Below are 25,701 nucleotides of genomic sequence, written 5' to 3'. Positions count from 1 at the left end.
ATGACCCTCCGCACCCTCGACTCGCTGGGCGACCTCAGCGGTCGCAGAGCCGTCGTCCGCCTCGACCTCAATGTTCCGCTCAAGGACGGCGTCATCACCGACGACGGCCGCATCCGCGCGGCACTCCCCACCCTCAACGCGCTCATCAACCAGGGTGCGCGTGTCGTCATCGTCTCGCACCTCGGCCGCCCCGACGGCACACCCGACGCGAAGTACAGCCTTGCGCCCGTCGCGCAGCGGCTGTCCGAACTCCTCGGCAAGCCCGTGACCTTCGCCGCCGACACCGTCGGCAGCGCCGCGACCGACGCCGTCGCCGCACAGACCGACGGCGACGTCGTGCTGCTCGAGAACCTGCGCTTCAACTCGGCCGAGACCAGCAAGGACGCCGGCGAACGCGAGGCGTTCGCCGCCAAGCTCGCCGCCTTCGGCGACGTCGTCGTCTCCGACGGCTTCGGTGTCGTCCACCGGAAGCAGGCGAGCGTGTACGAGCTCGCGAAGCTGCTCCCGAGCGCTGCCGGGCTGCTCATCGCCGCCGAGCTCGAGGTCCTCGACCGTCTCACCGAGACCCCGGAGCGCCCCTACACGGTCGTCCTCGGCGGCTCGAAGGTCTCCGACAAGCTGGGCGTCATCGGCCACCTGCTGCCGCGCGTCGACTCGCTGCTCATCGGCGGTGGCATGCTGTTCACCTTCCTCGCCGCCCAGGGGCACGCCGTCGGTTCGAGCCTGCTCGAAGCGGACCAGATCGAGACCGTCCGCGGGTACCTCGCGAAGGCCGACGAGCTCGGCGTGACCATCGTCCTGCCGACCGACGTCGTCGTCGCCTCGGCGTTCGGTGCCGACGCCGAGCACGTCGTGCGCCCGGCCGACGCCATCGAGGACACCCCGTTCGGTGCCTCCGGACTCGGACTCGACATCGGACCGGACACGGCTGCAGCGTTCGCCGAGATCGTGGCCGCGTCCAAGACGGTGTTCTGGAACGGCCCGATGGGTGTGTTCGAACTCGCGCCCTTCGCCGCCGGTACGCGCGCGGTCGCTGAAGCACTCACCCGCACGGACGGCCTGAGCGTCGTCGGTGGCGGTGACTCGGCCGCAGCGGTTCGTGCGCTCGGCTTCGATGATGACCAGTTCGGTCACATCTCAACTGGTGGCGGCGCCAGCCTCGAGTTCCTCGAGGGCAAGCGTCTGCCTGGACTGGAGGTCCTCGGATGGCAGCAGTAACCCCCGGGCGCACGCGTGTGCCCCTGATCGCCGGCAACTGGAAGCTCAACCTGGACCACCTCCAGGCGATCGCCCTCGTCCAGAAGCTCGATTGGACGCTCAAGGACGGCAAGCACGACTACGCCGACGCCGAGGTGGCCATCTTCCCGCCGTTCACGGATCTCCGATCGGTCCAGACGATCGTCGCCGCCGACAAGCTCAAGCTGGCCTACGGCGCGCAGGACCTGTCGCAGCACGACTCTGGCGCCTACACCGGTGAGATCTCCGGAGCATTCCTCGCGAAGCTCGACTGCCGCTACGTGCTCGTCGGACACTCCGAGCGCCGGACCCTGCACAACGAGACCGACGAGGTCGTCCAGGCGAAGACGGCCGCAGCCGTACGACACGGCCTCGTCCCCGTCATCTGCATCGGCGAGACCGCCGAAGACCTCGAGGAACACGGCCCGTCGGCAGTGCCCGTGGCACAGCTCAAGGCTGCCATCGACGGGCTCGCCCCGGACGCGGACATCGTCGTGGCCTATGAGCCGGTGTGGGCCATCGGTTCCGGTCAGGCGGCGACGCCCGACCAGGCGCAGCAGGTCGCAGCCGCTCTCCGCAGCACGCTCGCCGAGGTCCTCGGCGACGAGGCGGCGCAGCGTACGCGGATCCTCTACGGCGGCTCGGTGAAAGCCTCGAACATCGCCGGTTTCATGCGCGAACCCGACGTCGACGGTGCCCTCGTCGGTGGCGCGAGCCTGCTCGCCGAGGAGTTCGCCGGGATCGCCCGCTTCTCGCAGCACGTCGGGCTCTGACCGACCTGCTGCACCAGCAGCACCGACACGGCTCGGCCCGCGGCGCCAGCCGCGGGCCGAGCCGTGTCCGCTGAACCGTCGAGGTATACTGGACGGCGGTTCAGCCCCTCTGAACGCGAATGCGAAAGGTCTCACGTGGAGATTCTCCAGGTCATCCTGCAGGTGCTGCTCGGCATCACCAGCCTCCTGCTCACCTTCCTGATCCTGCTGCACAAGGGCCGCGGCGGCGGCCTGTCCGACATGTTCGGTGGCGGCTCCTCCAGCAACCTCGGTTCGTCAGGGGTCGCCGAGCGCAACCTCAACCGCTTCACCGTCATCCTCGGCCTGACCTGGGGTGCCTGCATCGTCGTGATCGGGCTCCTGACGAAGTTCGCCGCCGCCTAGACCGGCCGCGAAGCCCCGATCCCGGGGACGCAACTCGACGCACCACACCCGAACCACTCTCGACAGTACGAGAAAGAGGAAACACCATGGCATCAGGCGGAAGCGCTATCAGGGGATCACGCGTCGGCGCCGGTCCCATGGGCGAGCAGGACCACGGCTACCACGCGGACCGCATCGCCATCTCCTACTGGGACGCCCTCGGCAACGAGACGGTCCGCCACTTCGCGGCGAACGTCCCCGACGAGGAGATCCCGGAGACGATCGACTGCCCCACGTCCGGTCTGCCGGCCGGTCGCGACAAGGCGAACCCGCCGGAGGTCGCGAAGCTCGAGCCGTACAAGACCCACCTCGCTTACGTGAAGGAACGGCGCACGGAGGAAGAGGCCGAGCAGCTGCTCGAAGAAGCACTCCAGCAGCTCCGTGCACGACGCGGTACGGCAGCGAAGTAGCCGGCAGCACCACATGCGAAAAGGCCGTTCCCCTCGGGGAACGGCCTTTCTGCATGCTGGCACCGGCTCGGCGGCCGGCCTCCGCTAGTACTCCGGCAGGATCAACGAATCCGGAACCTCGGCGGCAGCATCCTGGTCGACGAAGAACACCGTCCGTTTGCGTCCCTTGGCCCCGGCGGCGGGGACCTCGTTGTAGCTGGCACCCGCGAGGGCGAGGCCGAGTGCCGACGCCTTATCGGTGCCGGCGAGGACGAGCCAGACCCGCACGGAGGAGTTGATGGCCGGCCGCGTCAGGCTGAGTCGTTCCGACGGCGGCTTGGGGGAGTTCCGCACCGGGACCACCGAGGTGTCGGTGACCGAGACCTCGGCCCGCTCCGGGAAGAGCGATGCGACGTGACCGTCGGGACCGACACCCAGGAACGTGATGTCGAACCGCGGGTGGTCCTCGCCGGGCCGCGCGAACCGACGGAGCTCGTCCGCGTAGCGCACCGCGGCGGCGTCAAGGTCGATGCCGTCCTCCGGCGCCGGGTATCCGTGCACGTGTTCGGCGACGAGACCACGCTCCGGAAGCGCTAGCAGGGTCTCCAGCAATGCCTCGCGTGCCTGCAACTCGTTCCGATCGGCGTCGTCCCGAGCGACCCAGCGCTCGTCCCCCCACCAGAGGTGCACCCGGGACCAGTCCACCCGGTCGCGGTCCTTCGACGCGGCCACGGCGGCGAGCGTCCCCGTCCCGACGGTACCGCCGGTCAGGACGACGTGGACCGTCTCCTGCGACTCGAGCAGTTCGCGGGTTCGGGAGAGGAACCGCTTGGCGACCGAAGTCGTCAGTTGGTCGCGGTCCTGGTAGACGAGGACGCGTCGCTCTGTCGGCATCAGCTGGTCCGAGCGCGGAGCGTGACCGGCTCGCCGAGGCCGGGGAGGCCCACGGTGATGACCTGTCCGTACAGGACGTCCGGGTCGAGTGTGCGCAGCTCCTCGGCGAGGCAGTCGCGCAGACTACGACGGGGGAGCGAGAGGTCGTGCGTCGGCTGTCCGGGCTGGATCAGCGTCGCGATGTCGGGAACGGGACGCTCGAGGACGACGTTGCCGGACGCCCGCGTGAGGCGGACACCGTGGATGCCGCTCGACCCGTGCGCCATGCTGAGCTCGTGGGTCACGTCGACCTGCAACTGCAGCTGGAGCCAGGCGGCGAGCAGCTCGGTCGACGGGGAGTCCGATGCCCCGGACACCTCGATCGCCGTGACGGGCTCGTACGGCGGCTGGTCGAGCACCGCCGCGAGCTGTGCACGCCAGAGCGTGAGCCTGGTCCACGCGAAGTCCGTATCTCCGGGGGCGTAGTTCGCCGCGCGACCGCGGAGGGCGGCGTGGGTGTCCGCCGCCGCGGACGCGTCGGTGATGCGACGCTGGGCGATGCGGCCGATCGGTGACGTCGAGACGCGTTCCGGTGCCTCTCCCGGCCACCAGGCGACCACGGGCGCGTCGGGCAGGAGCAGACCGGTCACGAGGCTCTCCTCGTTCTCGGCGACCGCACCGTAAGCGCGCAGAATGACCACCTCGCTCGCTCCGGCGTCGCCGCCGACGCGGATCTGGGCATCGAGCCGGTCTCCGATGGAGGAGTGCTGGTCGTCGTGCTCCGTGGAGAGGACGATGACCCGCATGGGGTGCTCGCGGGAGGCCTCGTTGGCGGCCTCGATGGCCTCCTCCTCGGCTCCGAGCCGCGTCGAGATCACCAAGGTGAGCACGCGACCCAGGGCGACGGCGCCGCCGTCCTCGCGGATGGTCACGAGCGCCTTCGAGAGCTTGCTCGTGGTCGTGTCTGGCAGGTCTACGATCATGGTCGTCTCCAGGTGCGTCCGTCGCGGTTCATGAGGTCGTCGGCCGAGGACGGGCCCCAGGTGCCGGGAGCGTACTGCTCGAGCGGCGTGTCCTGAGCGGCCCAGTACTCCTCGATCGGGTCGAGGATCTTCCAGGAGAGCTCGACCTCCTCGTGACGGGGGAAGAGGGGCGGGTCGCCCAGCAGGACGTCGAGGATGAGACGTTCGTACGCCTCGGGGCTCGCCTCGGTGAAGGCGTGGCCGTAACCGAAGTCCATCGTGACGTCGCGGACCTGGGTGCCGGCACCCGGGACCTTCGAACCGAAGCGGATGGTGACACCCTCGTCGGGCTGGACCCGGATGACCAAGGCGTTCTGTCCGAGCGCCGAGGTCTGGCTCTCCGCGAACAGGTACTGCGGAGCACGCTTGAAGACGACCGCGATCTCGGTGACGCGGCGTCCGAGGCGCTTCCCGGCACGCAGGTAGAACGGCACGCCGGCCCACCGACGCGTGTTGATGTCGAGCCGCATGGCCGCGTAGGTCTCGGTCGTCGACTCCGGGTTCATCCCGTCCTCGTCGAGGAAGCCCAGCACGTGCTCGCCGCCCTGCCAACCACCGGCGTACTGCCCACGGGCCGTCGCGGCCCCGAGGTCGTCGGGGAGGCGGACGGCCGCTAGGACCTTCTCCTTCTCCGCGCGCAGGTCTGCGGCGTTGAAGGAGATCGGTTCCTCCATCGCCGTGAGGGCGAGGAGCTGCAGCAGGTGGTTCTGGATGACGTCGCGCGCCGCTCCGATGCCGTCGTAGTACCCGGCACGACCGCCGACGCCGATGTCCTCGGCCATGGTGATCTGCACGTGGTCGACGTAATTGGCGTTCCAGATGGGCTCGTACAGCTGGTTCGCGAACCGGAGCGCCAGGATGTTCTGGACGGTCTCCTTGCCGAGGTAGTGGTCGATCCGGAAGATCGAGTCCGACGGGAAGACCGACTGCACGATGTCGTTCAGCTCGCGAGCCGTCTTGAGGTCGCTGCCGAACGGCTTCTCGATGACCACCCGGCGCCACTGACCGTCAGCGGGTTCCGCGAGTCCCGAGCGACGGAGCTGCTCGGTGACCTGCGGGAACGCCTTCGGTGGGATCGAGAGGTAGAACGCGTGGTTGCCCATCGTCCCGCGATCCGCATCGAGCTCCTCGATGGTCTCTTTCAGCTTCTCGAACGCCGCGTCGTCACCGAATTCACCGGGGACGAACCGGATGCCCTGGGCGAGCTGGTTCCAGACGTCCTCGCGGAACTCGGTCCGGGCGTACTGCTTGACGGATTCGTGGACGACCTCCATGAAGTCCTGGTCCTCCCAGTCCCGTCGGGCGAACCCGACGAGAGAGAAGCCAGGGGGCAGGAGGCCCCGGTTCGCCAGGTCGTACACGGCCGGCATCAGCTTCTTGCGGGACAGGTCGCCTGTCACGCCGAAGATGATGAGGCCGCTCGGACCGGCGATCCGATTGAGGCGTCGGTCGGTGTCCACCCGCAGCGGGTTGGACTCCGGGGTGATTTCCACCGGGGACATGAAGCTCCTTGTGCAGTGACGCGCTAGTCGTTGACGGCGTCGAAGAGGGTGACGATGTTCTGGTCCGGCGACGTGAGGGTCAGCGTGAGGACCGGACGACCGTGCTCGGCGAGGACGCGGGCGTCGCCGCCTGCCTGGGCCTCGATGAGCTGGCCGAAGGTGAACGGGCGCTCGGGGATCTCCAGGTCGACGGGGGCCGTCTCGGTGATCTGCAGGAACACGCCGTTCGCGGGGCCGCCCTTGTGGTACTGACCCGTCGAGTGCAGGAAGCGCGGACCCCACCCGAAGGTCGTGGGTCGTGCCGCCTTCGCCGCGACGAGGTCGCGGATGCTCTCGAGCTGCGGGGAGGCGAGACGGTCGACGTAGCCCTGGATCGCGACGTAGCCGTCGGAGGGGAGCTGCGCGAGCAGTGCCTCGACGGCGCCGGACAGGGTGGTCACGCCGTCGAGCAGACCGGCCGAGCCGCGGACCTCGACACCGTCGGCGACGAAGGCGGGTGCCTCAGGCTCCGGACGGTTGTCGAGCAGACCACGGGTGGCGACCTTCGCGGACTCGACGTCCGGCTGGTCGAACGGGTCGATGCCGATGAGGCGCCCGGCGACGACGGTCGCGTACTCCCACACCAGCATCATCGCGCCGAGGCTGCCGCTGACGAGGATCTCGCCCTCGTGGCGGTCGTGGCGCAGCAGGTGGAACTCGTGGGCGTCGTCGACGATGCGGACGATCTGGAGGTCGGCCGGCTTCGACTCGAGCTCGGGAGCGAGCGGGTTGAGCACGACGGGCAGCAGGCCGCGACCGGACTTACCGGTCGATTCGGCGATGAGCTGTTCGGCCCAGTCCGGGAATCCGACGATGTGCGTCCCGTCAGTGATGAGACCGACCTTGTCGCGCAGCGGAACGGTGCCGCCGATCGCCGCACCCAGGATGAGTCCCGGGTTCGACGCGTCGTCGATCGCGAGTTCCCCGAGCACCGCGTCGGCCTCGTCGAGCAGGGCGCCGATGTCGACACCGGCGAGGCCGGACGGCACGAGACCGAAGGCGGTGAGCGCACTGTAGCGACCGCCGACGTTGGGGTCGGCGTTGAAGACCCGGTAGCCGGCCTCGTTCGCCGCCGCCTCGAGCGGGGAGCCCGGGTCGGTGACGATGACGATGCGACCGGCGGGGTCGATCCCCGCAGCCGTGAACGCGGCCTCGTAGGCGCGGCGCTGGCTGTCGGTCTCGACCGTGGAGCCGGACTTCGAGGAGACGACGAGCACCGAGGTCTCGAGCCGGTCCGCCAGGGCCGCGAGGACCTGACCGGGAGCGGTCGAGTCGAGGACGGTGAGGTTGCCGCCCAGCGTGTTCGTGATGACCTCGGGTGCGAGCGAGGAGCCGCCCATGCCCGCGAGCACGATGTGGTCGATGCCCTCGTCGTTGAACTGCTCACGGAGCGCGAGGATCGGCTCGACCAGCGGGCGGGAGATGGAGACCGCCTGGACCCAGCCGAGGCGCTTGGACGCCTCGGCCTCGGCCGCAGGACCCCACAGCGTGGGGTCCTGGTCCGTGATGCGCGACGCGACGAGGTCGCTGACGAGCGTGGGGACCACCGATGCGACAGCGGCTTCCGCCGCGCCGCTCACGCGGATCTTGAAGCTCACTTGGAGGCCTCCAGAGCCGTCTTCACGGTCTCGAGCAGCTCGTCCCAGGACACGATGAACTTCTCGACGCCCTCACGCTCGAGCAGCGCCGTCACCTCGTCGTAGGACACGCCGAGTGCGGCGATGGCGTCGAGGACCTCGTTCGCAGCCGCGTAGGAGCCGGTGACGGTGTCGCCGGTGATGACGCCGTGGTCGAAGGTCGCCTCGAGGGTCTTCTCCGGCATGGTGTTGACCACGCCGTCGGCGACGAGCTCGGTCACGTAGAGCGTGTCGGGGAGGTCGGCGGACTTGACGCCCGTCGAGGCCCAGAGCGGACGCTGCTTGTTGGCGCCGGCCTCGAGGAGCGCGGTGGCACGCTCGCTCGCGAACTCCTGCTCGAAGACCTGGTAGGCGAGCTGGGCGTTCGCGACGCCGGCCTTGCTCTTCAGCGCGGTCGCCTCGGGGCTGCCGATCGCGTCGAGACGCTTGTCGATCTCGGTGTCGACCCGCGACACGAAGAACGAGGCGACCGAGTGGATCGTCGAGAGGTCGTGGCCCGCGGCCTTGGCCTGCTCGAGACCGGTGAGGAACGCGTTGATGACCTCGCGGTAGCGGGTGAGGCTGAAGATCAACGTGACGTTGACGCTGATGCCGGCGCCGATGACCGCGGTGATGGCCTCGAGGCCTTCGACCGTCGCGGGGATCTTGATCATCGCGTTGGGCTGGTTGACCTTGGCCCAGAGCTGCTTGGCCTGGTCGATCGTCGAGGCTGCGTCGTGCGCGAAGCCCGGCTCGACCTCGATCGACACGCGGCCGTCGTACCCGTTGGAGGAGTCGTAGACGCCACGGAAGATCTTCGATGCCGCGGCCACGTCGTCGGTGGTGATCTCGAAGACCGCCTCGGTGACGTCCTTGCCTTCGGCGGCGAGCTGGGCGACCTGCTCGGCGTAGACGTCGCCGTTGCTGAGCGCGGACGCGAAGATCGTCGGGTTCGTCGTGACACCGACGACGTTGCGGTCGGCGATGAGCTGCTCCAGCCCACCGGACTGGATGCGTCCGCGGGAAAGGTCGTCGAGCCAGATGCTGACGCCGGCGGCGGACAGCTGGGCGGTTGGGGTTTCAGTCATGTTCTTCTGTCTCCTTCGCCCGGGCTACTTGCCGAGCGTCTCGTGTGCTGCGGAGACGACTGCCTCCGTGGTGATGCCGAACTCACGGAACAGCGTCTTGTAGTCGGCGGACGCACCGAAGTGCTCGATCGACACGGTCCGGCCGGCGTCGCCGACGATGCTCTTCCAGGTCAGGCCGAGACCCGCCTCGACGGAGACGCGTGCGGTGACGGCCTTCGGGAGGACGGACTCGCGGTACTCGGCGGACTGCTCCTCGAACCACTCGAGTGCGGGCACCGAGACGACGCGGGCGTTGACGCCCTCGCCGCGCAGGACCTCGCGGGCCTCGACGGCGAGCTGGAGCTCGGATCCCGTCGCGATGAGGATGACGTCCGGCGTGCCGCCGGGCGCCTCGGCGAGGATGTACGCACCCTTGGCGACGTTCGACGCTGCAGCGAAGGTCTCGCCGGTGGCGTCGCCCGTGCCGCGCTCGAACACCGGGATGTTCTGACGGGTCAGCGCGATACCGGTCGGGCCGCCGCGACGCTTGAGGATCTCGAGCCAGGCGTAGGCCACCTCGTTCGCGTCACCCGGTCGCACGACGGCGAGGTTCGGGATGGCACGGAGCGAGGCGAGCTGCTCGATCGGCTGGTGCGTGGGGCCGTCCTCACCGAGGGCGACGGAGTCGTGGGTCCACACGAAGATGGACGGCACGTTCATGAGCGCGGCGAGACGGACGGCCGGACGCATGTAGTCGCTGAAGATGAGGAAGGTGCCACCGAACGCGCGGGTCGGGCCGTGCAGGACGATGCCGTTGAGGATCGCGGCCATGGCGTGCTCGCGGATGCCGAAGTGCAGGACGCGACCGTAGGGGTTACCGGTCCACTCGTGGGTGGAGTGCTCGCTCGGGATGAACGACGCACCGCCCTCGATCGTCGTGTTGTTCGACTCGGCGAGGTCGGCCGAACCGCCCCAGAGCTCCGGGATGACCGGGCCGAGGGCGTTGAGCACCTTGCCGGATGCGGCGCGGGTCGAGACGTCCTTGCCGGCCTCGAACACGGGCAGCGCCGACTCGACACCCTCGGGGAGTTCGCCGGCCTCGAGACGCTCGAGCAGCGCAGCGCGCTCCGGGTTGGCCGCGGCCCAGGCGTCGAACGTCTGCTGCCACTCGGCGCGTGCCTCGGCGCCGCGGTCGATCGCCTTGCGGGTGTGCTCGATGACCTCGTCGGCGACGAAGAAGTTCTGCTCGGGGTCGAAGCCGAGCACCTCCTTGACGGCCGCGAGCTCCTCGGCGCCCAGCGCCGAACCGTGGATCTTGCCGGAGTTCTGCTTCTTGGGAGCCGGCCAACCGATGATGGTCTTGAGGATGATGAGCGACGGCTTGTCGGTCTCTGCCTTCGCGGCCTCGATCGCGTCGTTGAGCGCGTGGACGTCCTCGACGTACTCGCCCGTCTTCTTCCAGTCGACGACCTGGACGTGCCAGTGGTAGGCCTCGTAGCGGGCCTTGACGTCCTCGGTGAAGGCGATGTTAGTGTCGTCCTCGATCGAGATCTGGTTGGAGTCGTAGATCGCGATGAGGTTGCCGAGCTGCTGGTGACCGGCGAGCGAGGAGGCCTCGCTCGTGACGCCTTCCTGCAGGTCGCCGTCACCGGCGACGACGTAGACGAAGTGGTCGAACGGGCTCGTGCCGGCCTCGGCCTCGGGGTCGAACAGGCCACGCTCGAAGCGGGACGCGTACGCGAAGCCCACGGCGGAGGCGAGCCCCTGGCCGAGGGGACCGGTGGTGATCTCGACGCCGTCGGTGTGGCCGTACTCCGGGTGACCCGGCGTGAGCGAGCCCCAGGTGCGGAGCGCCTCGAGGTCGGAGAGTTCCAGACCATAACCGCCCAGGTAGAGCTGGACGTACTGGGTCAGCGAGCTGTGCCCGACCGACAGGACGAAGCGGTCGCGTCCGAGCCAGTCCTGGTCCTTCGGATCGCGTCGCATGACCTTCTGGAACAGCAGGTAGGCGGCGGGGGCGAGACTCATCGCCGTTCCCGGGTGGCCGTTGCCGACCTTCTCCACCGCGTCGGCGGCGAGGATGCGCGCCGTGTCGACTGCTTTGCTGTCAATGCTTTCCCACTGCAGATCTGCCACTGAATACTGACCCTTCTCATCGGAACAGGAGGCCGACGAGCGGTCGAGCCTTCTTCTGTGCGTTCGCGGCCCACGTCGTCTTCGGCGTCCGAGCACACGACACCGCTCTTCGAACTGGGTGAAGGGGGGCGCACGCGTGCACAGTGGCTGGCGAGCACTTCCCAGCATAGCGAACCCCTGCAGCCGAGGGTCGATGTTCGACGAGCGCGAACACGCGACGTCACGGATCGTCGCAGAGCTTGCAAGACAGGCGTCACCCGATGAGAGACCGTGCGCCTGCGCACCGTGAGTAGGGAGCCGCCCGCGCGTGTCGTAGAATCGTCTGCGGACCGCGCACCGGGCGAGCAGTGCGTGGTGAACCGAACGTTAGAGGAGCAATGGACGTCGCTGTAGCAGAACGTGTGTCGAGCCCCAAGCTCGGTTTCCGACGCAAGGCGAAGGCGTACATCGCCCTCACCAAGCCGCGGGTCATGGAACTGCTGCTCGTGACGACGATCCCCGTCATGATCCTCGCGAAGGGCGGTCTGCCCGACTGGTGGCTCGTCATCGCGACCGTCATCGGCGGGTCGTTGAGCGCCGGCTCCGCGGCGGCGTTCAACTGCTACATCGACCGCGACATCGACGCGGTCATGGATCGCACGAAGAAGCGCCCTCTCGTCACCGGCGAGCTCACGCCGCGCGAGGCACTCGTGTTCGCGTGGACGCTCGGTGTCGTCTCGACGGTCTGGCTCCTCGCCACCACCAACTGGCTCGCCGCCGCGCTGTCCGTCGGCGCGATCCTCTTCTACGTCTTCGTGTACACGCTGTGGCTGAAGCGACGCACCCAGCAGAACATCATCTGGGGTGGCATCGCGGGCTGCTTCCCCGTCGTCATCGGCTGGGCCGCCGTCACCGGTTCGCTCTCGTGGGCACCGATCATCCTCTTCGCGGTCGTGTTCCTCTGGACGCCGCCCCACTACTGGCCGCTGTCCATGAAGTACCGCAGTGACTACCAGGCCGTCGGCGTGCCGATGCTCGCCGTCGTCCGCGGTCGCGCGCAGGTCGGCCTCCAGGTCATCCTGTACGCGTGGGCGACGGTCGTCTGCTCGCTCCTGCTCATACCGGTGGCCGACATGGGGCTGCTGTACAGCGCCGTCGCCCTCCTGTCCGGCGGCTGGTTCGTCTACGAGACCCACCGCCTCTACAACCTCGCGATCCGCCACGAGCACGTCTCGCCGATGCGCGTCTTCCACGGGTCGATCACCTACCTGACCCTCCTGTTCCTCGCCGTCGGCATCGACCCGTTGCTCCCGTTCTGACCCGGTGGCTGACGCAGCGGAACGCGGCCGGCTGATAGCTGCGACGGGGGAGAGCCCCGACATCGTCTTCGACCGGTTCGTCTCCTGGGCCGAGGCCGGCGGACTCAGCCTGTACCCGGCGCAGGAGGAGGCGCTCATCGGCATCGTCGACGGCGCCAACGTCATCCTCTCCACCCCGACGGGAACTGGCAAGAGCCTCGTCGCCGCCGGCGCACACTTCGCGGCGCTGAGCTCCGGTCGCCGCAGCTACTACACGGCCCCGATCAAGGCGCTCGTCAGCGAGAAGTTCTTCGCACTCGTCGAGATGTTCGGCGCGGAGAACGTCGGGATGGTCACCGGGGACTCCTCGGTGAACGCCGACGCGCCGATCGTCTGCTGCACCGCGGAGATCGTCGCCAACCTGGCGCTCCGGCACGGCGAGGACGCCGGCATCGACCAGGTCGTGATGGACGAGTTCCACTTCTACGCCGACCCCGACCGCGGGTGGGCGTGGCAGGTGCCGCTCCTCACCCTCCCGGACACGCAGTTCATCCTCATGTCCGCGACCCTCGGCGACGTCGGCGACCTCGCGCGCGACCTCGAACGCCGGACCGGCCGCGAGACCGCCATCGTGACCGGTGTCGAACGACCGGTCCCGCTCCACTTCTCCTACGCGACCACACCGATCCACGAGACCGTGGAAGACCTCCTCCACACGGGACAGGCTCCGATCTACATCGTCCACTTCGCGCAGGCGGCGGCGCTCGAGCGGGCCCAGGCGTTGACCAGCCTCAAGGTCGTCACCCGCGAGCAACGCGACGAGATCGCCGACGCCATCGGCGACTTCCGGTTCAGCACCGCGTTCGGCACGACGCTGTCCCGGCTCGTCCGCAGCGGGATCGGCGTGCACCACGCCGGCATGCTGCCGAAGTACCGACGCCTCGTGGAGCAGCTGGCCCAACGTGGTCTCCTCCGCGTCATCTGCGGGACGGACACCCTCGGCGTCGGGATCAACGTCCCGATCCGCACGGTCCTGTTCACGGCGCTCACGAAGTACGACGGCACGAAGATGCGCCAGGTGAACGCCCGGGAGTTCCACCAGATCGCCGGTCGTGCGGGTCGGGCCGGCTACGACACCGCGGGCACCGTCGTCGTCCAGGCTCCCGAGCACGAGACCGAGAACCTCAAGCTCATCGAGAAGGCCGGCGACGACCCGAAGAAGCGCCGCAAGATCATCCGGAAGAAGGCGCCGGAGGGGTTCGTGTCCTGGGGGGAGCCGAGCTTCCAGCGCCTCGTCGCGGCCGAGCCTGAAACGCTGACCAGCCACATGCAGCTCACCCACGCGATGATGCTCAGCGTCATCGCACGCGGCGGTGACAGCTTCGGCACCATCCGCTCCCTCGTCTTCGACAACCACGAGCCTCGGGCGAGACGCTTCGCCCTGGCCAGGCGCGCGCTCGAGATCTACCGCACCCTCCGCACGGCAGGCGTCATCACCCAGACGATCGACCCCGAGACGGGTGAGGTCGTCATCGGCCTCACGGTCGAGCTACAGCCGAACTTCGCGCTCAACGCTCCGCTGTCGCCCTTCGCCCTCGCCGCGTTCGAGCTCTTGGACCCCGCGGAGCCCGGCTTCGCCCTCGACGTCATCTCGGTCGTCGAGTCGACGCTCGACGATCCGCGCCAGATCGTCATGGCCCAGCAGCACCTCGCCAGGGGCGAGGCCGTGCAGGCGATGAAGGCCGAGGGGATCGAGTACGACCAGCGCATGGAGCTCCTCGAGGCGGTCACCCATCCGAGACCGCTGGCGGAACTCCTCGAGGCGGCGTTCACGAGCTACACCGCCGCGCAGCCGTGGGCACTCGACCTCGAGCTCCGCCCGAAGGCGGTCGTCCGCGACTTCATCGAGCGCGCACTGAACTTCAGCGAGTTCGTCTCGTTCTACAGTCTCTCGAGGTCCGAGGGACTCGTCCTGCGGTACCTCTCCGACGCCTTCCGGGCGATCCGGCAGAGCGTGCCGGACGAGTTCAAGGACGAGGAGCTCCAGGACCTCATCGAGTGGCTCGGCGAACTCGTCCGACAGGTCGATTCGAGTCTGCTCGACGAGTGGGAGGAACTGTCCCACCCGGACCCCGAACGCCATGCGGAGGCGAGTCGGTCACTCCCGCCCACGCCACGGAGCGTCCTCGCCAACCGCCGGGCGTTCACCGTCCTCGTCCGGAACGAACTCTTCCGCCGGGTCCAGCTCGCGTCGCTGGAGCACTACGACGCGCTCGGCGAGCTCGACGCGTCGGCCGGATTCGACGCAGACACCTGGGCGGACGCCATGGATCCGTACTTCGAGGAGCACGGAGAACTCCCGACCGGTGCTGCAGCACGGAGCCCGGCGCTGCTCGTCGTCGACGACGAGGACGAGCGCCCCGTCGGCGACACGGGCGGCGTCTGGCGGGTGCGTCAGGTGTTCGCCGATCCGGCCGGCGACCATGACTGGGGGATCAGCGCGGTCATCGACCTCGACGCCTCCGACGAGACCGGGACCGCGGTCGTCCGCGTGACCGCGGTCGGGATGCTCTGAGTCGTCAGCAGGTGCAGTGAGCCGTCAGCAGGCCCGCTGACCCGTCAGCGGGAGAGCGTCTGAGCCGTCAGCGAGAGACGCTGAGGGATGCCGACTCCTCGACGCGTGACGCGGTCCGGACCGGGATCCGCTGCTGCAGCACGACCCAGGTCATCGCGGCGACGAGCAGTCCGGCGAGCACCATGTGCAGCCCGACGAGCACCTCGGGGAGTCCGAGGCGGGCCTGGGTGAGCCCCACGATGATCTGCACCACTTCGACCGCGAGCAGCGTGGAGACCGCGGTGCGCACCCCGCGCGACCCGCGGCGGGCACCGAGCGCGATCGCGCCGACGAGCAGCACGATGGTGCCGGCGAGCGTCGCGTAGGCGGGCCAGCTGTGCAGGTGCTGGAGGAACTCGGGGTCGAACCCGTTGCGCGGCGCCGGCACCTCCTTCGAGTTGTCGCCGGCGTGCGGGCCCGAGCCCGTCGTCAGGATGCCGAAAACGACGGTGACGGCGACGAAGAGGCTCGTCAGGTGGACGACGCCGAGGTACCAGCCGGGCATGCCCTTCACCGCACCGCGAGGGCCTCGGTAGACCCGATGGACGAGCATCGTCGCGAGGGCGACCAGGACGATCGAGATGACGAAGTGCAGCCCGACCACGTACGGGTTCAGCCCGGTGAGGACGGTGATGCCGCCGAGGACCGCCTGCGCGGGGATCGACAGGCCCTGGAGCAGGGTCAGTCGGAAGAGGTCGGGGCGCTGCCGACGCATGCGGATCACCGCGAGGAACGCGGCGATCACGATGGCCGCGAGGACGAAGGTCAGGAGTCGGTTGCCGAACTCGATGAAGCCGTGGATGCCCATCTCCGGCGTGTTGACGAAGGAGTCGTCCGTGCAGCGAGGCCACGTCGGGCACCCGAGCCCGGAGGCCGTCAGACGCACGGCGCCCCCGGTCCCGATGAGGACCAGTTGGAAGGCGAACGAGAGCCAGGCGACGACCCGTACGCGCTTGTCGATCGTCGTCGGCAACCACTGCCAGAACCGGGTGGCCCGCACCCGGTCGGGAAGGGACGGTGCCGGCGTCGGTCGACCGGCGGTCTTGGAGTGGTGTGACACGGGTCGATCCTTCGGTTCGCGGTGGCCACGGCTGCGGTATCCACCGTCCTCACCCACAACCCACAGGAAGCTGTAGGATTATGAGGTTCACGGTGCGCGCGAGAAGCGCCATGGTTCATGAACATTGTAGGTTCGCGAAGAAGCCGCCCGCACATCCCCTCCCCAATCCGCTCCGATCAGGCGCGTGCCATGGGAGGGAATGACGACCTCCAGCCGGTGGTTGTCTCCAGGGAGGAAAGAGGGACACATGTCAGACATCCTGATCGATCGCCCGGAGCTCGCCGGACTCGGCCAATACGAGTTCGGATGGCACGACGGCGACGTCGCCGGCGCTTCAGCGCGCCGCGGCATCTCCACGGAGGTCGTGGCCGACATCTCCGCACTGAAGAACGAACCGGACTGGATGCTGCAGCGCCGCCTCAAGGCCCTGCAGCTGTTCGAGCGCAAGCCCATGCCGACGTGGGGCGCCGACCTCTCCGAGATCGACTTCGAGAACATCAAGTACTTCGTCCGGTCCACCGAGAAGCAGGCTCAGACCTGGGAGGACCTGCCGGACGACATCAAGAACACCTACGAGAAGCTCGGCATCCCCGAGGCGGAGCGCCAGCGCCTCGTCTCCGGCGTCGCCGCGCAGTACGAGTCCGAGGTGGTCTACCACCAGATCAACGAGGAGCTCGAGGCGCAGGGTGTCATCTTCATGGACACCGACACCGCGTTGCGCGAGCACCCCGAGTTCTTCGAGGAGTACTTCGGCACGGTCATCCCGTCCGGCGACAACAAGTTCGCCGCGCTGAACACCGCCGTGTGGTCGGGTGGCTCCTTCGTCTACGTGCCGCCCGGCGTGCACGTCGAAATTCCGCTACAGGCCTACTTCCGGATCAACACCGAGAACATGGGTCAGTTCGAGCGCACGCTGATCATCGCCGACGAGGGCAGCTACGTGCACTACATCGAGGGCTGCACCGCGCCGATCTACAAGTCTGACTCGCTGCACTCCGCGGTCGTCGAGATCATCGTCAAGAAGAACGCCCGCGTCCGCTACACGACGATCCAGAACTGGTCGAACAACGTCTACAACCTGGTCACGAAGCGAGCCACGGCCGCCGAAGGCGCGACCATGGAGTGGATCGACGGCAACATCGGATCCAAGGTCACGATGAAGTACCCGTCCATCTACCTCATGGGCGAGCACGCCAAGGGCGAGACCCTGTCCGTCGCGTTCGCCGGTCCCGGCCAGCACCAGGACGCCGGCGCGAAGATGATCCACATGGCTCCGTACACGCAGTCGTCCATCGTCTCCAAGTCGATCGCCCGAGGCGGCGGACGAGCGGGCTACCGCGGCGAGGTCCGGGTGGACGCCAACGCCCATCACTCGGCCAACACCGTGCGCTGCGACGCGCTCCTGGTCGACACCATCTCTCGGAGCGACACGTACCCGGCGATCGACATCCGTGTGGACGACGTCCAGCTCGGACACGAGGCGACGGTGTCCAAGGTCAGCGAGGAGCAGCTCTTCTACCTCATGAGCCGCGGCATGCCGGAAGACGAGGCCATGGCGATGATCGTCCGCGGCTTCATCGAGCCGATCGCCCGCGAACTGCCCATGGAGTACGCACTCGAACTCAACAAGCTCATCGAGATGGGCATGGAAGGATCCGTCGGTTAATGACGACTGCAGCACCGACTCAGACCGAAGGACAGCACGGCATCACGGCACACAGCGACGGCGCAGGACGCGTCATCCCGGTGCAGACCCGATCGGAGCGCTTCAGCTCCTATGATGTCGCCGACTTCCCAGCGGTGACGGGACGCGAGGCGGTCTGGAAGCTCAGCCCGGTCGCGCAGTTCACCGACCTCACCGCGGGGGAGCTCGACGGCTCGCCCACCCCGATCACGCACGACGACGTCGACGGCTTCAGCGTCGAGTGGATCAGTCGCGACGACGCCCGCGTCGGCTCCGCCGGCGTGCCGGAGGAGCGCGCCTCCGCGAACGCCTGGTCGAGCTTCGACCAGGCGCTGGCGATCTCGGTCACGGGCGAGGAGTCCAAGACCCTGCGCCTCGAGCGGAGCGGGCTCGGCGACGGCGCCCGCGCTGCGCACACCGTCATCACCGCCGCACCGTTCAGCCGCGGCCTCATCATCATCGAGAACGCGGGCGACGCCCGCCTCACCGAGAACGTCGAGATCGTCGTCGGCGAGCAGGCCGACGTGACCGTCGTGACCGTGCAGTGGTGGGACGACGACGCCGTGCACCTCGCCAGCCACTTCGCGTCCATCGGTCGCGACGCCCACCTCAAGCACGTCGTGGTGTCGCTCGGCGGCAAGGTCGTCCGGGTGAACCCGACCCTGCACCTCGCCGGTCAGGGCTCGGACCTCGACTCGCTCGGCGTGTACTTCTCCGACGCGGGTCAGCACCTCGAGCAGCAGGTCTACATGCACCACGACGCACCGAACACCCGCGGGCGCGTGACCTACAAGGGCGCACTGCAGGGCGAGGGTGCGCGGTCCGTGTGGATCGGCGACGTCCTCATCAGCAACCGTGCCGTCGGCACCGACAGCTACGAGCAGAACCGCAACCTGGTCCTCTCAGACGGCACCCGTGCCGACTCCGTGCCGAACCTCGAGATCGAGACCGGCGACATCGCCGGTGCCGGTCACGCGAGCGCGACCGGACGCTTCGACGACGAGCAGCTGTTCTACCTGCAGGCTCGAGGCATCCCTGAGGACGAGGCACGACGACTCGTCGTCCGCGGCTTCCTCGTGGAGATCATCCAGCAGATCGGCGACACCGAGCTGCAGGAGCGCCTCTCGGCGGCCATCGAGGCCGAACTGCTCGGCGCCGACGGACAGGGCACCGGCGGAGCGCAGCACTAATGGCGACGAAGGTGTGCTCGTTCGACGAGCTCGCCGTCAACCAGGCCAAGCGGGTCGTGGTGGACGGCGTGCCGATCGCCCTCGTGCGCGACGCATCGGACGAACTGTTCGCGATCGGCGACGTCTGCACCCACGGCGACATCTCGCTGTCCGAAGGCTTCGTCGAGGACGGCAACCTCGAATGCTGGGCACACGGCTCGCAGTTCTCGCTCACGACGGGCAAGCCGCTCACCCTTCCGGCCTACGAGCCGGTCCCCGTCTACACCGTCGAGCTCATCGACGGCGACATCTACATCGACCCGACCGCAACGAAAGAGATCTAGCACCATGTCAGTCCTCGAAATCCGCGACCTGCACGTCAGCGTCGAAACCGAACAGGGCACCAAGCCGATCCTGCGTGGCGTCGACCTCACCATTCGGAAGGGCGAGACCCACGCGATCATGGGTCCGAACGGTTCGGGCAAGTCCACGCTCGCGTACACGATCGCCGGCCACCCGAAGTACACCGTCGACAGCGGATCCATCACGCTGGACGGCGAGGACGTCCTCGCGATGAGCGTCGACGAGCGCGCCCGTGCCGGACTCTTCCTCGCGATGCAGTACCCCGTCGAGATCCCCGGTGTCACGGTCACGAACTTCCTCCGCACGGCGAAGACCGCCGTCGACGGCGAGGCGCCCGCGATCCGCGGCTGGATCAAGGACGTCCGCGAGTCGATGAAGAACCTGCGCATGGAGCCGTCCTTCGCCGAGCGCAACGTCAACGAGGGCTTCTCCGGTGGCGAGAAGAAGCGTCACGAGATCCTCCAGCTCGAGCTGCTAAAGCCGCAGTTCGCAGTCCTCGACGAGACCGACTCCGGCCTCGACGTCGACGCCCTCAAGATCGTGTCCGAGGGCGTCAACCGCGCCAAGGAGAACACGGGCCTCGGCGTCCTGCTCATCACGCACTACACGCGCATCCTGCGCTACATCAAGCCGGACTTCGTGCACGTCTTCGTCGCCGGCAAGATCGCTGAGCAGGGCGGTCCCGAGCTCGCCGACCGACTCGAGAACGAAGGCTACGACCGTTTCCTCGTCGACGCCGTCGTCGCCCCGGAAGGTGCCTGAAGCCGCGCGAGCGGTCTAAGATAACGACATGGTAACAACGCTCAGTCCGCAACGATTCGACGAGGTCGAAGAGGCGCTCAAGGACGTCATGGACCCCGAGCTCGGGGTGAACGTGGTCGACCTCGGTCTCATCTACGACCTGGGTTGGGATGACGAGAACGACGCGCTCATCATCCACATGACCCTGACCTCCGCTGGATGTCCGCTCACGGACGTCCTCGAGGAGCAGACGGGTCAAGCGCTCGACGGCATCGTCGACGCCTTCCGCATCAACTGGGTGTGGATGCCGCCGTGGGGCCCGGAGCGCATCACGGACGACGGGCGCGACATGATGCGTGCCCTCGGCTTCTCGATCTGATCGAACCTCCACGACGACGGACGGCTGCATTGCAGCCGTCCGTCGTCCTGTTCCGGGCAGCGTCGTCCGGCTGATCCCGGATAGGGTCGAGGCATGACCGAGATCGTGTCCGCAGACCCCCTCGACGTCCTCCGCAGCCGGACGAGCGAGAAGTGGTCCGAGTACCCCGACGACGTCCTGCCCATGTTCGTCGCCGAGATGGACGTCCCGCTGGCACCCGTGATCCGCGATGCCCTGCATGCGGCGATCGACCGCGGTGACGCCGGGTATGTCGCGAGCCGCACACGGCTCCCACAGGCGTTCGCCGACTTCGCAGCGCGACGCTGGGGATGGGACGTCGATCCCGGCTCCGTGTTCACCACCGCCGACGTCAGCATGGGCATCGTCGAGATCCTGCGTCGCGTCATCTCGCCCGGCGAGGGCGTCGTGATCACCTCGCCGGTCTACCCTCCGTTCTTCGACCTCGTCACCGAGGCCGGGGGAGTCGTGGTGGACGCCCCCTTGCTCGGGTCCAGCCGCGCCGACGATCCCGCCGGAGGCTGGCGGCTCGACCTGGACGGTCTCGAAGCCGCCTTCCGCAACGGCGCGAAGGCGTTCCTGCTCTGCAACCCGCACAACCCGATCGGGCGGCCGCACACGGTCGACGAACTCCGCTCCGTCGCCGCGCTGGCCGCGCGGTACGGGGTCACGGTCGTGAGCGATGAGATCCACGCTCCGCTCACCCAGCCGGGCGAGCGGTTCGTCCCCTATCTCAGCGTGTCCGACGAAGCCGCCGAACACGGGTACGCCGTCCTGTCGGCGAGCAAGGCCTGGAACCTCGCCGGCCTGAAGTGCGCGGTGATGGTCACCGCCGGCCCCGGGCCACGGAGCGTGGTCGCGGGGATGCCGGTCGAGGTGTTCTGGCGGACGGGCCAGTTCGGTGTGCTGGCTTCGGTCGCCGCCTTCGAGGCCGGAGAGCCCTGGTTGGACGGGCTCCTCGGGTTGCTCGACGGCAACCGGCGGCTGCTCGGTGAGCTGCTGGGCACCGAGTTGCCAGAGGTCGGCTACCGTCCGCCTGCCGCCGGGTACCTCGCCTGGCTGGACTGCACCGCGCTCGGTTGGACCGAGCCCCCGGCGCGGCGCATCCTGCGCGAGGCGCGCGTCGCCCTGCAGGAGGGAGCCCCGTTCGGGCCCGGAGGCGTCGGCCACGCACGACTCAACCTGGCCTGCTCACCCGAGCTCCTCACCGAGGCGGTCGGACGGATCTCCGCCCTGCGTTGACGGTCGTCCGGCTGCGCCGGAACGGCCGCGGTGCTGAGCATCGGATTCACGATTTATACTGGGAGGCTGACCCCCACCCTCCGCGTTGTCGAAACGCACCCGAAGAAATGGACTATGCCTGTGCTGAGTGTGCACGACCTCGAGATCCGCGTGGGGGCACGCGTGCTCATGGAGCACGTGAACTTCCGCGTGTCCGCCGGCGACAAGATCGGCCTCGTCGGCCGTAACGGTGCCGGTAAGACGACCCTGACCAAGACGCTGGCGGGGGAGACCCTCCCGACGAACGGCAAGATCGATCGCGGTGGCGAGATCGGGTACTTGCCGCAGGACCCGCGCTCCGGCAACCCGGAGGACCTCGCCCGCACCCGCATCCTCGATGCGCGCGGTCTCGGCCAGCTCGCGCTCGGCATGCACGAGTCGAGCATGGCCATGGCGAGCGACGACCCGAAGGTGGCGGAAGCCGCCATGAAGAAGTACGGCAACCTCACCGACCGGTTCAACGCGCTCGGCGGGTACGCCGCAGAGGCCGAGGCGGCCTCGATCGCATCGAACCTGAACCTGCCCGACCGCATCCTCGATCAGCAGCTGAAGACGCTCTCGGGTGGACAGCGCCGCCGCATCGAACTCGCGCGCATCCTCTTCTCCGACGCCGAGACGCTCATCCTCGACGAGCCGACCAACCACCTCGACGCCGACTCCGTCGTCTGGCTGCGTGAGTTCCTCAAGCAGTACAAGGGCGGGTTCATCGTGATCTCGCACGACATCGAGCTCGTCGGCGAGACGGTCAACCGGGTCTTCTACCTCGATGCGAACCGCACCGTCATCGACATCTACAACATGAACTGGAAGAACTACCAGCGTCAGCGCGAGGCCGACGAAGAGCGCCGGAAGAAGGAGCGCACCAACGTCGAGAAGAAGGCGACGGCGCTGCAGCTCCAGGCGGCCAAGTTCGGTGCGAAGGCCAGCAAGGCGGCCGCAGCCCACCAAATGGTGGCTCGCGCCGAACGAATGCTCTCCGGGCTCGAAGAGGTCCGCGCGCAAGACCGCGTGGCCAAGCTGCGGTTCCCGACCCCGGCGCCCTGTGGCCGGACGCCGCTCATGGCGAGCAACCTGTCGAAGAGCTACGGCTCGCTCGAGATCTTCACGGCCGTCGACCTCGCGATCGATCGTGGCTCGAAGGTCGTCATCCTCGGATTCAACGGTGCGGGCAAGACGACCCTGCTGCGGATCCTCGCCGGAGTGGACCAGCCCGACACCGGGCAGCTCGAGCCCGGGCACGGCCTGCGGATCGGCTACTACGCGCAGGAGCACGAGACGATCGACGTGAAGCGCAGCGTGCTCGAGAACATGGTCTCCTCGTCGCCGAACATCACCGAGATGGAAGCGCGCAAGGTCCTCGGCTCGTTCCTGTTCACCGGCGACGACTCCAACAAGCTCGCGGGCGTGCTGTCCGGTGGCGAGAAGACGAGACTCGCTCTCGCGATGATCGTCGTCTCGGGCGCGAACATGCTTCTTCTGGACGAACCGACCAACAACCTCGACCCGGCCAGCCGTCTGGAGATCCTCGACGCGCTCGCCCACTACGAGGGTGCCGTCGTGCTCGTGAGTCACGATGAGGGCGCCGTCGAGGCGCTCAACCCCGAGCGGGTGCTCATCCTGCCCGACGGCGTCGAGGACCACTGGAACAAGGACTACCAGGACCTCGTCAGCCTGGCCTAGCGCCAGCGGGCCAGCGCGCCCGGCCCGTGAGCATCACGGGCCGGGTATGCCCCGTCCGTCGACGGCTCGGGGCAGTCGGGTCAGCGGCTCGCTTCGAGGATCTCATCCTCGATGTCGGCGTCGGACCGTGCCTTCGCGGCGAGCCGTTCGGCGCGCGCAGCCGCACGCCGTTGCTCCTTCGGGTCGTCGGAGTTCAGGATGCGGTACTCCTGACGGATGGCATAGGCGAGGAAGATGAAGCCCATCAGCGCGAAGACCACCCATTGCAGCGCGTACGAGAGGTGCATCCCCTCGTTCGGCTCGGGTTTGATCGGACCGAGCGGTGCCGCCTCGGCAGGCGCCGGGCTCTCCGAGAGGAGCATGCCGTACGCACCGGAGTAGAGCGTCTCGCCGCGGAGTTCGGCGATCTGCGGGAGGTTGATCGTGGCCACCTGGCCGTCGGCGGCCCCGCGGCCCGGGAGCGTCGGTTCGCCGGGTCGGATGCGGACGACGACCGAGACCTCCCCGCTCGGAGGCGCCGGGACCGACTCGGGTGCTTCGAGTGAATCGTTCGCAGCGACCCAGCCACGGTCGACGATGAACACGTCTCCGTCGGCAAGTCGGAGCGGTGTGAGGACGTTGAAGCCCGCCTGGTTGTTCCGGGGACGGTTCCGCACCAGCAGCTGTTCGTCAGGCAGGTAGGTACCGCTCATCGACACCGGATGCCATTCGTCGGCCACGCTGAAGGAGTCGAGCGAGGGCAGCGCTTCGTCGAGCGGGATCGGAGTCGCGTCCCAGTTGGTCTCGATGCGCTGGACCTCCTCCTCCTTCTCGCTCGCCCGGGCGAGCTGCCAGTTGGAGAGGAGGACGCACACGATCGCGAACACGATCGCGACACCGAGGTAGCCGAGCCAACGGCGGCTGAAGGCGAACCGCCAACCCGCGCTCATGAGCCGACCGCCGACGCCAGCGGACGCCGCTCGAGCGGGAAGGAGCGGGCTTCGAGGAAGGCCTCCAAGAAGTCGACGTGCTCGTCGCAGGCGGTCCAGACCTTCACGCGGTCCTCCGCGTGGATCTTCGGATTGCGCCACTCGATCCGCCAGCTCGCCGCCGCGCGGCAGCCGGCCCGGGAGCAGATCACGCCGTCGGGCTCGGCGCCGAACCCGATCATGCCTGGTCGGCCGGACGAGGCGGAACCGAGTCGTCGACGATGATCGGCCGCTGGGACACGACGACACCGGTGGGGCGCTCGATTGCCCCCTGCGACGGCAGCGACCCGGCGTTCGCGATGATCACGGCGACGTACGGCAGGAAGATGGCACCGGCTGCGACCGCGAACATCCAGCCGCCCTGGACGAACGGGAGCGCAGCGAGGCAAAGCAACCGGACACCCATGGTGATCGAGTACTTGATGAGCCGCTGCCGGCGCTCCTGTTCGGGAGCCGGTGGGAGGGAGGTGATGCTCTGCTGCTTCATGCCATGACCAGCCTACGCGCTCGGCGGGTGGGCGAAGCCCCCAAATCACCGGGAGAACGGGAGTACCCCCATATGCTGGTACGGGTCCGCGGCCGGAACGCCGCGCGCCCCGACGGCCGCCGCACGAGTCGGCCGGTATCGCCGCAGGAGAGGAATCGACCATGACCGCACCACGCACCGTACTCGTCACCGGAGGCAACCGGGGGATCGGCTTCGCCATCGCCGAGGAGTTCGTCGCGCAGGGTCACCGCGTCGCCGTCACCGCACGATCCGGCGAGGGCCCCGCGGGCACGTTGACGGTCCGCGCGGACGTCACCGACGCCGCCTCCGTCGACGCGGCGTTCACCGAGATCGAGTCGGAGCTCGGGCCGGTCGAGGTGCTCGTCGCGAACGCGGGCATCACGAAGGACACCCTGCTCATGCGGATGAGCGAGGACGACTTCGACCAGGTGGTCGACACGAACCTCGGCGGCTCCTTCCGCGTCGTCAAGCGCGCGTCCAAGGGCATGCTCAAGGCACGCTTCGGACGCATCGTGCTCATCTCCAGCGTCGTGGGCCTCTACGGGTCCGCCGGACAGGTCAACTACGCGGCCTCGAAGAGCGGCCTCATCGGCATGGCGCGATCCATCACCCGCGAGCTCGGTGCACGTGGGATCACGGCGAACGTGATCGCCCCGGGGTTCATCGAGACCGACATGACCGCCGAACTGCCCGCCGAGACCCAGGCCGAGTACAAGAAGAGCATCCCGGCAGCGCGTTTCGCGAGTGCGAACGAGGTCGCGAAGGTCGTCACGTGGATCGCCGGTGACGACGCGGGCTACATCTCCGGCGCCGTGATCCCGGTCGACGGCGGCCTCGGCATGGGTCACTGACCCGGGCAGCACCGCACCGAGCAGAACCCGAC

The 25,701-nt window shown here is 68.3% G+C and carries 24 protein-coding genes; 14 read left to right on the top strand and 10 right to left on the bottom strand.

All coding sequences use genetic code 11. The features are described 5' to 3' along the window. The 4 genes from pgk to ITJ62_RS07450 all read left to right on the top strand — a co-directional run bounded on the left by pgk (position 1) and on the right by ITJ62_RS07450 (position 2,842). Complete coding sequence (pgk, locus tag ITJ62_RS07465; protein WP_079705956.1) at positions 1-1,218, top strand: phosphoglycerate kinase; 1,218 nt, start codon at positions 1-3, stop codon at positions 1,216-1,218. Further along, positions 1,206-2,009, top strand: a complete 804-nt coding sequence (tpiA, locus tag ITJ62_RS07460) for a triose-phosphate isomerase (protein ID WP_194600604.1) — start codon at positions 1,206-1,208, stop codon at positions 2,007-2,009. Before pgk ends, tpiA begins: the two co-directional genes overlap by 13 nt. A 135-nt stretch (positions 2,010-2,144) precedes the next feature. Further along, the gene (secG, locus tag ITJ62_RS07455; protein WP_056005661.1) at positions 2,145-2,393 is read left to right on the top strand and encodes a preprotein translocase subunit SecG; all 249 of its coding nucleotides are present in this window, start codon (positions 2,145-2,147) and stop codon (positions 2,391-2,393) included. Between the two features lie 86 nt (positions 2,394-2,479). Then, a complete protein-coding gene (locus ITJ62_RS07450) occupies positions 2,480-2,842 on the top strand; it encodes an RNA polymerase-binding protein RbpA (RefSeq protein WP_064296926.1) in 363 nt (120 codons plus the stop codon). Between the two features lie 84 nt (positions 2,843-2,926). Here the strand turns inward: ITJ62_RS07450 and pgl are convergent, their stop codons facing one another. The 6 genes from pgl to tkt are packed head-to-tail and all read right to left on the bottom strand — an operon-like array spanning position 2,927 to position 11,076. Beyond that, complete coding sequence (pgl, locus tag ITJ62_RS07445) at positions 2,927-3,715, bottom strand: 6-phosphogluconolactonase (protein WP_079705958.1); 789 nt, start codon at positions 3,713-3,715, stop codon at positions 2,927-2,929. Next, positions 3,715-4,677 (bottom strand): glucose-6-phosphate dehydrogenase assembly protein OpcA, encoded by a 963-nt coding sequence (locus tag ITJ62_RS07440; RefSeq protein ID WP_079705959.1) that lies wholly within the window; start codon positions 4,675-4,677, stop codon positions 3,715-3,717. Before ITJ62_RS07440 ends, pgl begins: the two co-directional genes overlap by 1 nt. Then, positions 4,674-6,218, bottom strand: coding sequence for a glucose-6-phosphate dehydrogenase (gene zwf / locus ITJ62_RS07435; protein WP_064296929.1), 1,545 nt, complete (start codon positions 6,216-6,218; stop codon positions 4,674-4,676). Before zwf ends, ITJ62_RS07440 begins: the two co-directional genes overlap by 4 nt. Positions 6,219-6,241: 23 nt before the next feature. Further along, positions 6,242-7,855 carry a glucose-6-phosphate isomerase gene (locus ITJ62_RS07430; protein WP_064296930.1) on the bottom strand — a complete coding sequence of 538 codons (1,614 nt, stop codon included), beginning with the start codon at positions 7,853-7,855 and terminating at the stop codon, positions 6,242-6,244. Beyond that, entirely contained in the window at positions 7,852-8,961 is a 1,110-nt protein-coding gene (gene tal, locus ITJ62_RS07425; RefSeq protein WP_159878827.1) for a transaldolase, read from the bottom strand. Before tal ends, ITJ62_RS07430 begins: the two co-directional genes overlap by 4 nt. A gap of 24 nt (positions 8,962-8,985) precedes the next feature. Continuing rightward, positions 8,986-11,076: a transketolase gene (tkt, locus tag ITJ62_RS07420; RefSeq protein ID WP_194600601.1), complete on the bottom strand. Its 2,091-nt coding sequence runs from the start codon at positions 11,074-11,076 to the stop codon at positions 8,986-8,988. 377 nt (positions 11,077-11,453) lie between these two features. Here tkt and ITJ62_RS07415 point away from each other — a divergent pair, with 377 nt between their 5' ends. Both ITJ62_RS07415 and ITJ62_RS07410 read left to right on the top strand, forming a co-directional pair. Further along, positions 11,454-12,374 carry a heme o synthase gene (locus ITJ62_RS07415; protein ID WP_064296933.1) on the top strand — a complete coding sequence of 307 codons (921 nt, stop codon included), beginning with the start codon at positions 11,454-11,456 and terminating at the stop codon, positions 12,372-12,374. A 4-nt stretch (positions 12,375-12,378) separates the two neighbouring features. Further along, positions 12,379-14,928, top strand: coding sequence for an RNA helicase (locus ITJ62_RS07410; protein WP_137241659.1), 2,550 nt, complete (start codon positions 12,379-12,381; stop codon positions 14,926-14,928). A gap of 67 nt (positions 14,929-14,995) precedes the next feature. On the opposite strand, the gene ITJ62_RS07405 is transcribed toward ITJ62_RS07410, so the two are convergent. Continuing rightward, positions 14,996-15,967 carry a COX15/CtaA family protein gene (locus ITJ62_RS07405; RefSeq protein ID WP_194602382.1) on the bottom strand — a complete coding sequence of 324 codons (972 nt, stop codon included), beginning with the start codon at positions 15,965-15,967 and terminating at the stop codon, positions 14,996-14,998. Positions 15,968-16,274: 307 nt separating this feature from the next. Here ITJ62_RS07405 and sufB point away from each other — a divergent pair, with 307 nt between their 5' ends. From sufB to abc-f, 7 genes are all read left to right on the top strand, one after another. Then, positions 16,275-17,693, top strand: coding sequence for a Fe-S cluster assembly protein SufB (gene sufB, locus ITJ62_RS07400; protein WP_079705963.1), 1,419 nt, complete (start codon positions 16,275-16,277; stop codon positions 17,691-17,693). Beyond that, on the top strand, positions 17,693-18,901 hold the full coding sequence (gene sufD / locus ITJ62_RS07395; protein ID WP_064296936.1) for a Fe-S cluster assembly protein SufD: 1,209 nt from the start codon (positions 17,693-17,695) through the stop codon (positions 18,899-18,901). Before sufB ends, sufD begins: the two co-directional genes overlap by 1 nt. Further along, a complete protein-coding gene (locus ITJ62_RS07390; RefSeq protein ID WP_064296937.1) occupies positions 18,901-19,224 on the top strand; it encodes a non-heme iron oxygenase ferredoxin subunit in 324 nt (107 codons plus the stop codon). The genes sufD and ITJ62_RS07390 overlap by 1 nt, the downstream gene beginning before the upstream one ends. A 4-nt stretch (positions 19,225-19,228) precedes the next feature. Next, positions 19,229-20,005, top strand: coding sequence for a Fe-S cluster assembly ATPase SufC (sufC, locus tag ITJ62_RS07385; RefSeq protein WP_194600598.1), 777 nt, complete (start codon positions 19,229-19,231; stop codon positions 20,003-20,005). Between the two features lie 28 nt (positions 20,006-20,033). Then, entirely contained in the window at positions 20,034-20,363 is a 330-nt protein-coding gene (locus ITJ62_RS07380) for a metal-sulfur cluster assembly factor (RefSeq protein WP_056005622.1), read from the top strand. 93 nt (positions 20,364-20,456) lie between these two features. Beyond that, positions 20,457-21,623 carry a MalY/PatB family protein gene (locus tag ITJ62_RS07375; RefSeq protein WP_194600595.1) on the top strand — a complete coding sequence of 389 codons (1,167 nt, stop codon included), beginning with the start codon at positions 20,457-20,459 and terminating at the stop codon, positions 21,621-21,623. Between the two features lie 120 nt (positions 21,624-21,743). After that, a complete protein-coding gene (gene abc-f, locus ITJ62_RS07370) occupies positions 21,744-23,342 on the top strand; it encodes a ribosomal protection-like ABC-F family protein (RefSeq protein ID WP_056005615.1) in 1,599 nt (532 codons plus the stop codon). 80 nt (positions 23,343-23,422) lie between these two features. Here the strand turns inward: abc-f and ITJ62_RS07365 are convergent, their stop codons facing one another. Genes ITJ62_RS07365 through ITJ62_RS07355 form a run of 3 tightly spaced genes read right to left on the bottom strand, consistent with a single transcriptional unit; the run spans position 23,423 to position 24,797 of the window. Then, positions 23,423-24,271: an SURF1 family protein gene (locus tag ITJ62_RS07365; RefSeq protein ID WP_071260209.1), complete on the bottom strand. Its 849-nt coding sequence runs from the start codon at positions 24,269-24,271 to the stop codon at positions 23,423-23,425. Further along, positions 24,268-24,492 carry a hypothetical protein gene (locus ITJ62_RS07360; RefSeq protein ID WP_079705968.1) on the bottom strand — a complete coding sequence of 75 codons (225 nt, stop codon included), beginning with the start codon at positions 24,490-24,492 and terminating at the stop codon, positions 24,268-24,270. The genes ITJ62_RS07365 and ITJ62_RS07360 overlap by 4 nt, the downstream gene beginning before the upstream one ends. After that, a complete protein-coding gene (locus ITJ62_RS07355) occupies positions 24,489-24,797 on the bottom strand; it encodes a DUF3099 domain-containing protein (RefSeq protein ID WP_086473255.1) in 309 nt (102 codons plus the stop codon). Before ITJ62_RS07355 ends, ITJ62_RS07360 begins: the two co-directional genes overlap by 4 nt. Positions 24,798-24,958: 161 nt before the next feature. Here ITJ62_RS07355 and fabG point away from each other — a divergent pair, with 161 nt between their 5' ends. Further along, the gene (fabG, locus tag ITJ62_RS07350; protein ID WP_079705970.1) at positions 24,959-25,669 is read left to right on the top strand and encodes a 3-oxoacyl-ACP reductase FabG; all 711 of its coding nucleotides are present in this window, start codon (positions 24,959-24,961) and stop codon (positions 25,667-25,669) included. The last annotated feature ends 32 nt before the right edge of the window (positions 25,670-25,701 follow it).

The sequence above is a fragment of the Plantibacter sp. VKM Ac-2876 genome (genome assembly GCF_015350715.1).
Taxonomy (GTDB): Bacteria; Actinomycetota; Actinomycetes; order Actinomycetales; family Microbacteriaceae; genus Plantibacter; species Plantibacter auratus.
The sequence above is the reverse complement of the archived record's forward strand: the minus strand, read 5'-3'. Positions and strand labels throughout refer to the sequence as shown.

Bases quoted from the DNA above. Each gene is read 5' to 3' on its own strand.
- fabG (WP_079705970.1), top strand. From the start codon at position 24,959: ATGACCGCACCACGCACCGTACTCGTCACCGGAGGCAACCGGGGGATC.
- ITJ62_RS07415 (WP_064296933.1), top strand. From the start codon at position 11,454: ATGGACGTCGCTGTAGCAGAACGTGTGTCGAGCCCCAAGCTCGGTTTC.
- tpiA (WP_194600604.1), top strand. From the start codon at position 1,206: ATGGCAGCAGTAACCCCCGGGCGCACGCGTGTGCCCCTGATCGCCGGC.
- pgl (WP_079705958.1), bottom strand. From the start codon at position 3,715: ATGCCGACAGAGCGACGCGTCCTCGTCTACCAGGACCGCGACCAACTG.
- ITJ62_RS07355 (WP_086473255.1), bottom strand. From the start codon at position 24,797: ATGAAGCAGCAGAGCATCACCTCCCTCCCACCGGCTCCCGAACAGGAG.
- ITJ62_RS07390 (WP_064296937.1), top strand. From the start codon at position 18,901: ATGGCGACGAAGGTGTGCTCGTTCGACGAGCTCGCCGTCAACCAGGCC.
- ITJ62_RS07360 (WP_079705968.1), bottom strand. From the start codon at position 24,492: ATGATCGGGTTCGGCGCCGAGCCCGACGGCGTGATCTGCTCCCGGGCC.
- tal (WP_159878827.1), bottom strand. From the start codon at position 8,961: ATGACTGAAACCCCAACCGCCCAGCTGTCCGCCGCCGGCGTCAGCATC.
- zwf (WP_064296929.1), bottom strand. From the start codon at position 6,218: ATGTCCCCGGTGGAAATCACCCCGGAGTCCAACCCGCTGCGGGTGGAC.
- sufC (WP_194600598.1), top strand. From the start codon at position 19,229: ATGTCAGTCCTCGAAATCCGCGACCTGCACGTCAGCGTCGAAACCGAA.
- pgk (WP_079705956.1), top strand. From the start codon at position 1: ATGACCCTCCGCACCCTCGACTCGCTGGGCGACCTCAGCGGTCGCAGA.
- sufD (WP_064296936.1), top strand. From the start codon at position 17,693: ATGACGACTGCAGCACCGACTCAGACCGAAGGACAGCACGGCATCACG.
- ITJ62_RS07365 (WP_071260209.1), bottom strand. From the start codon at position 24,271: ATGAGCGCGGGTTGGCGGTTCGCCTTCAGCCGCCGTTGGCTCGGCTAC.
- ITJ62_RS07375 (WP_194600595.1), top strand. From the start codon at position 20,457: ATGACCGAGATCGTGTCCGCAGACCCCCTCGACGTCCTCCGCAGCCGG.
- ITJ62_RS07450 (WP_064296926.1), top strand. From the start codon at position 2,480: ATGGCATCAGGCGGAAGCGCTATCAGGGGATCACGCGTCGGCGCCGGT.
- ITJ62_RS07440 (WP_079705959.1), bottom strand. From the start codon at position 4,677: ATGATCGTAGACCTGCCAGACACGACCACGAGCAAGCTCTCGAAGGCG.
- ITJ62_RS07380 (WP_056005622.1), top strand. From the start codon at position 20,034: ATGGTAACAACGCTCAGTCCGCAACGATTCGACGAGGTCGAAGAGGCG.
- sufB (WP_079705963.1), top strand. From the start codon at position 16,275: ATGTCAGACATCCTGATCGATCGCCCGGAGCTCGCCGGACTCGGCCAA.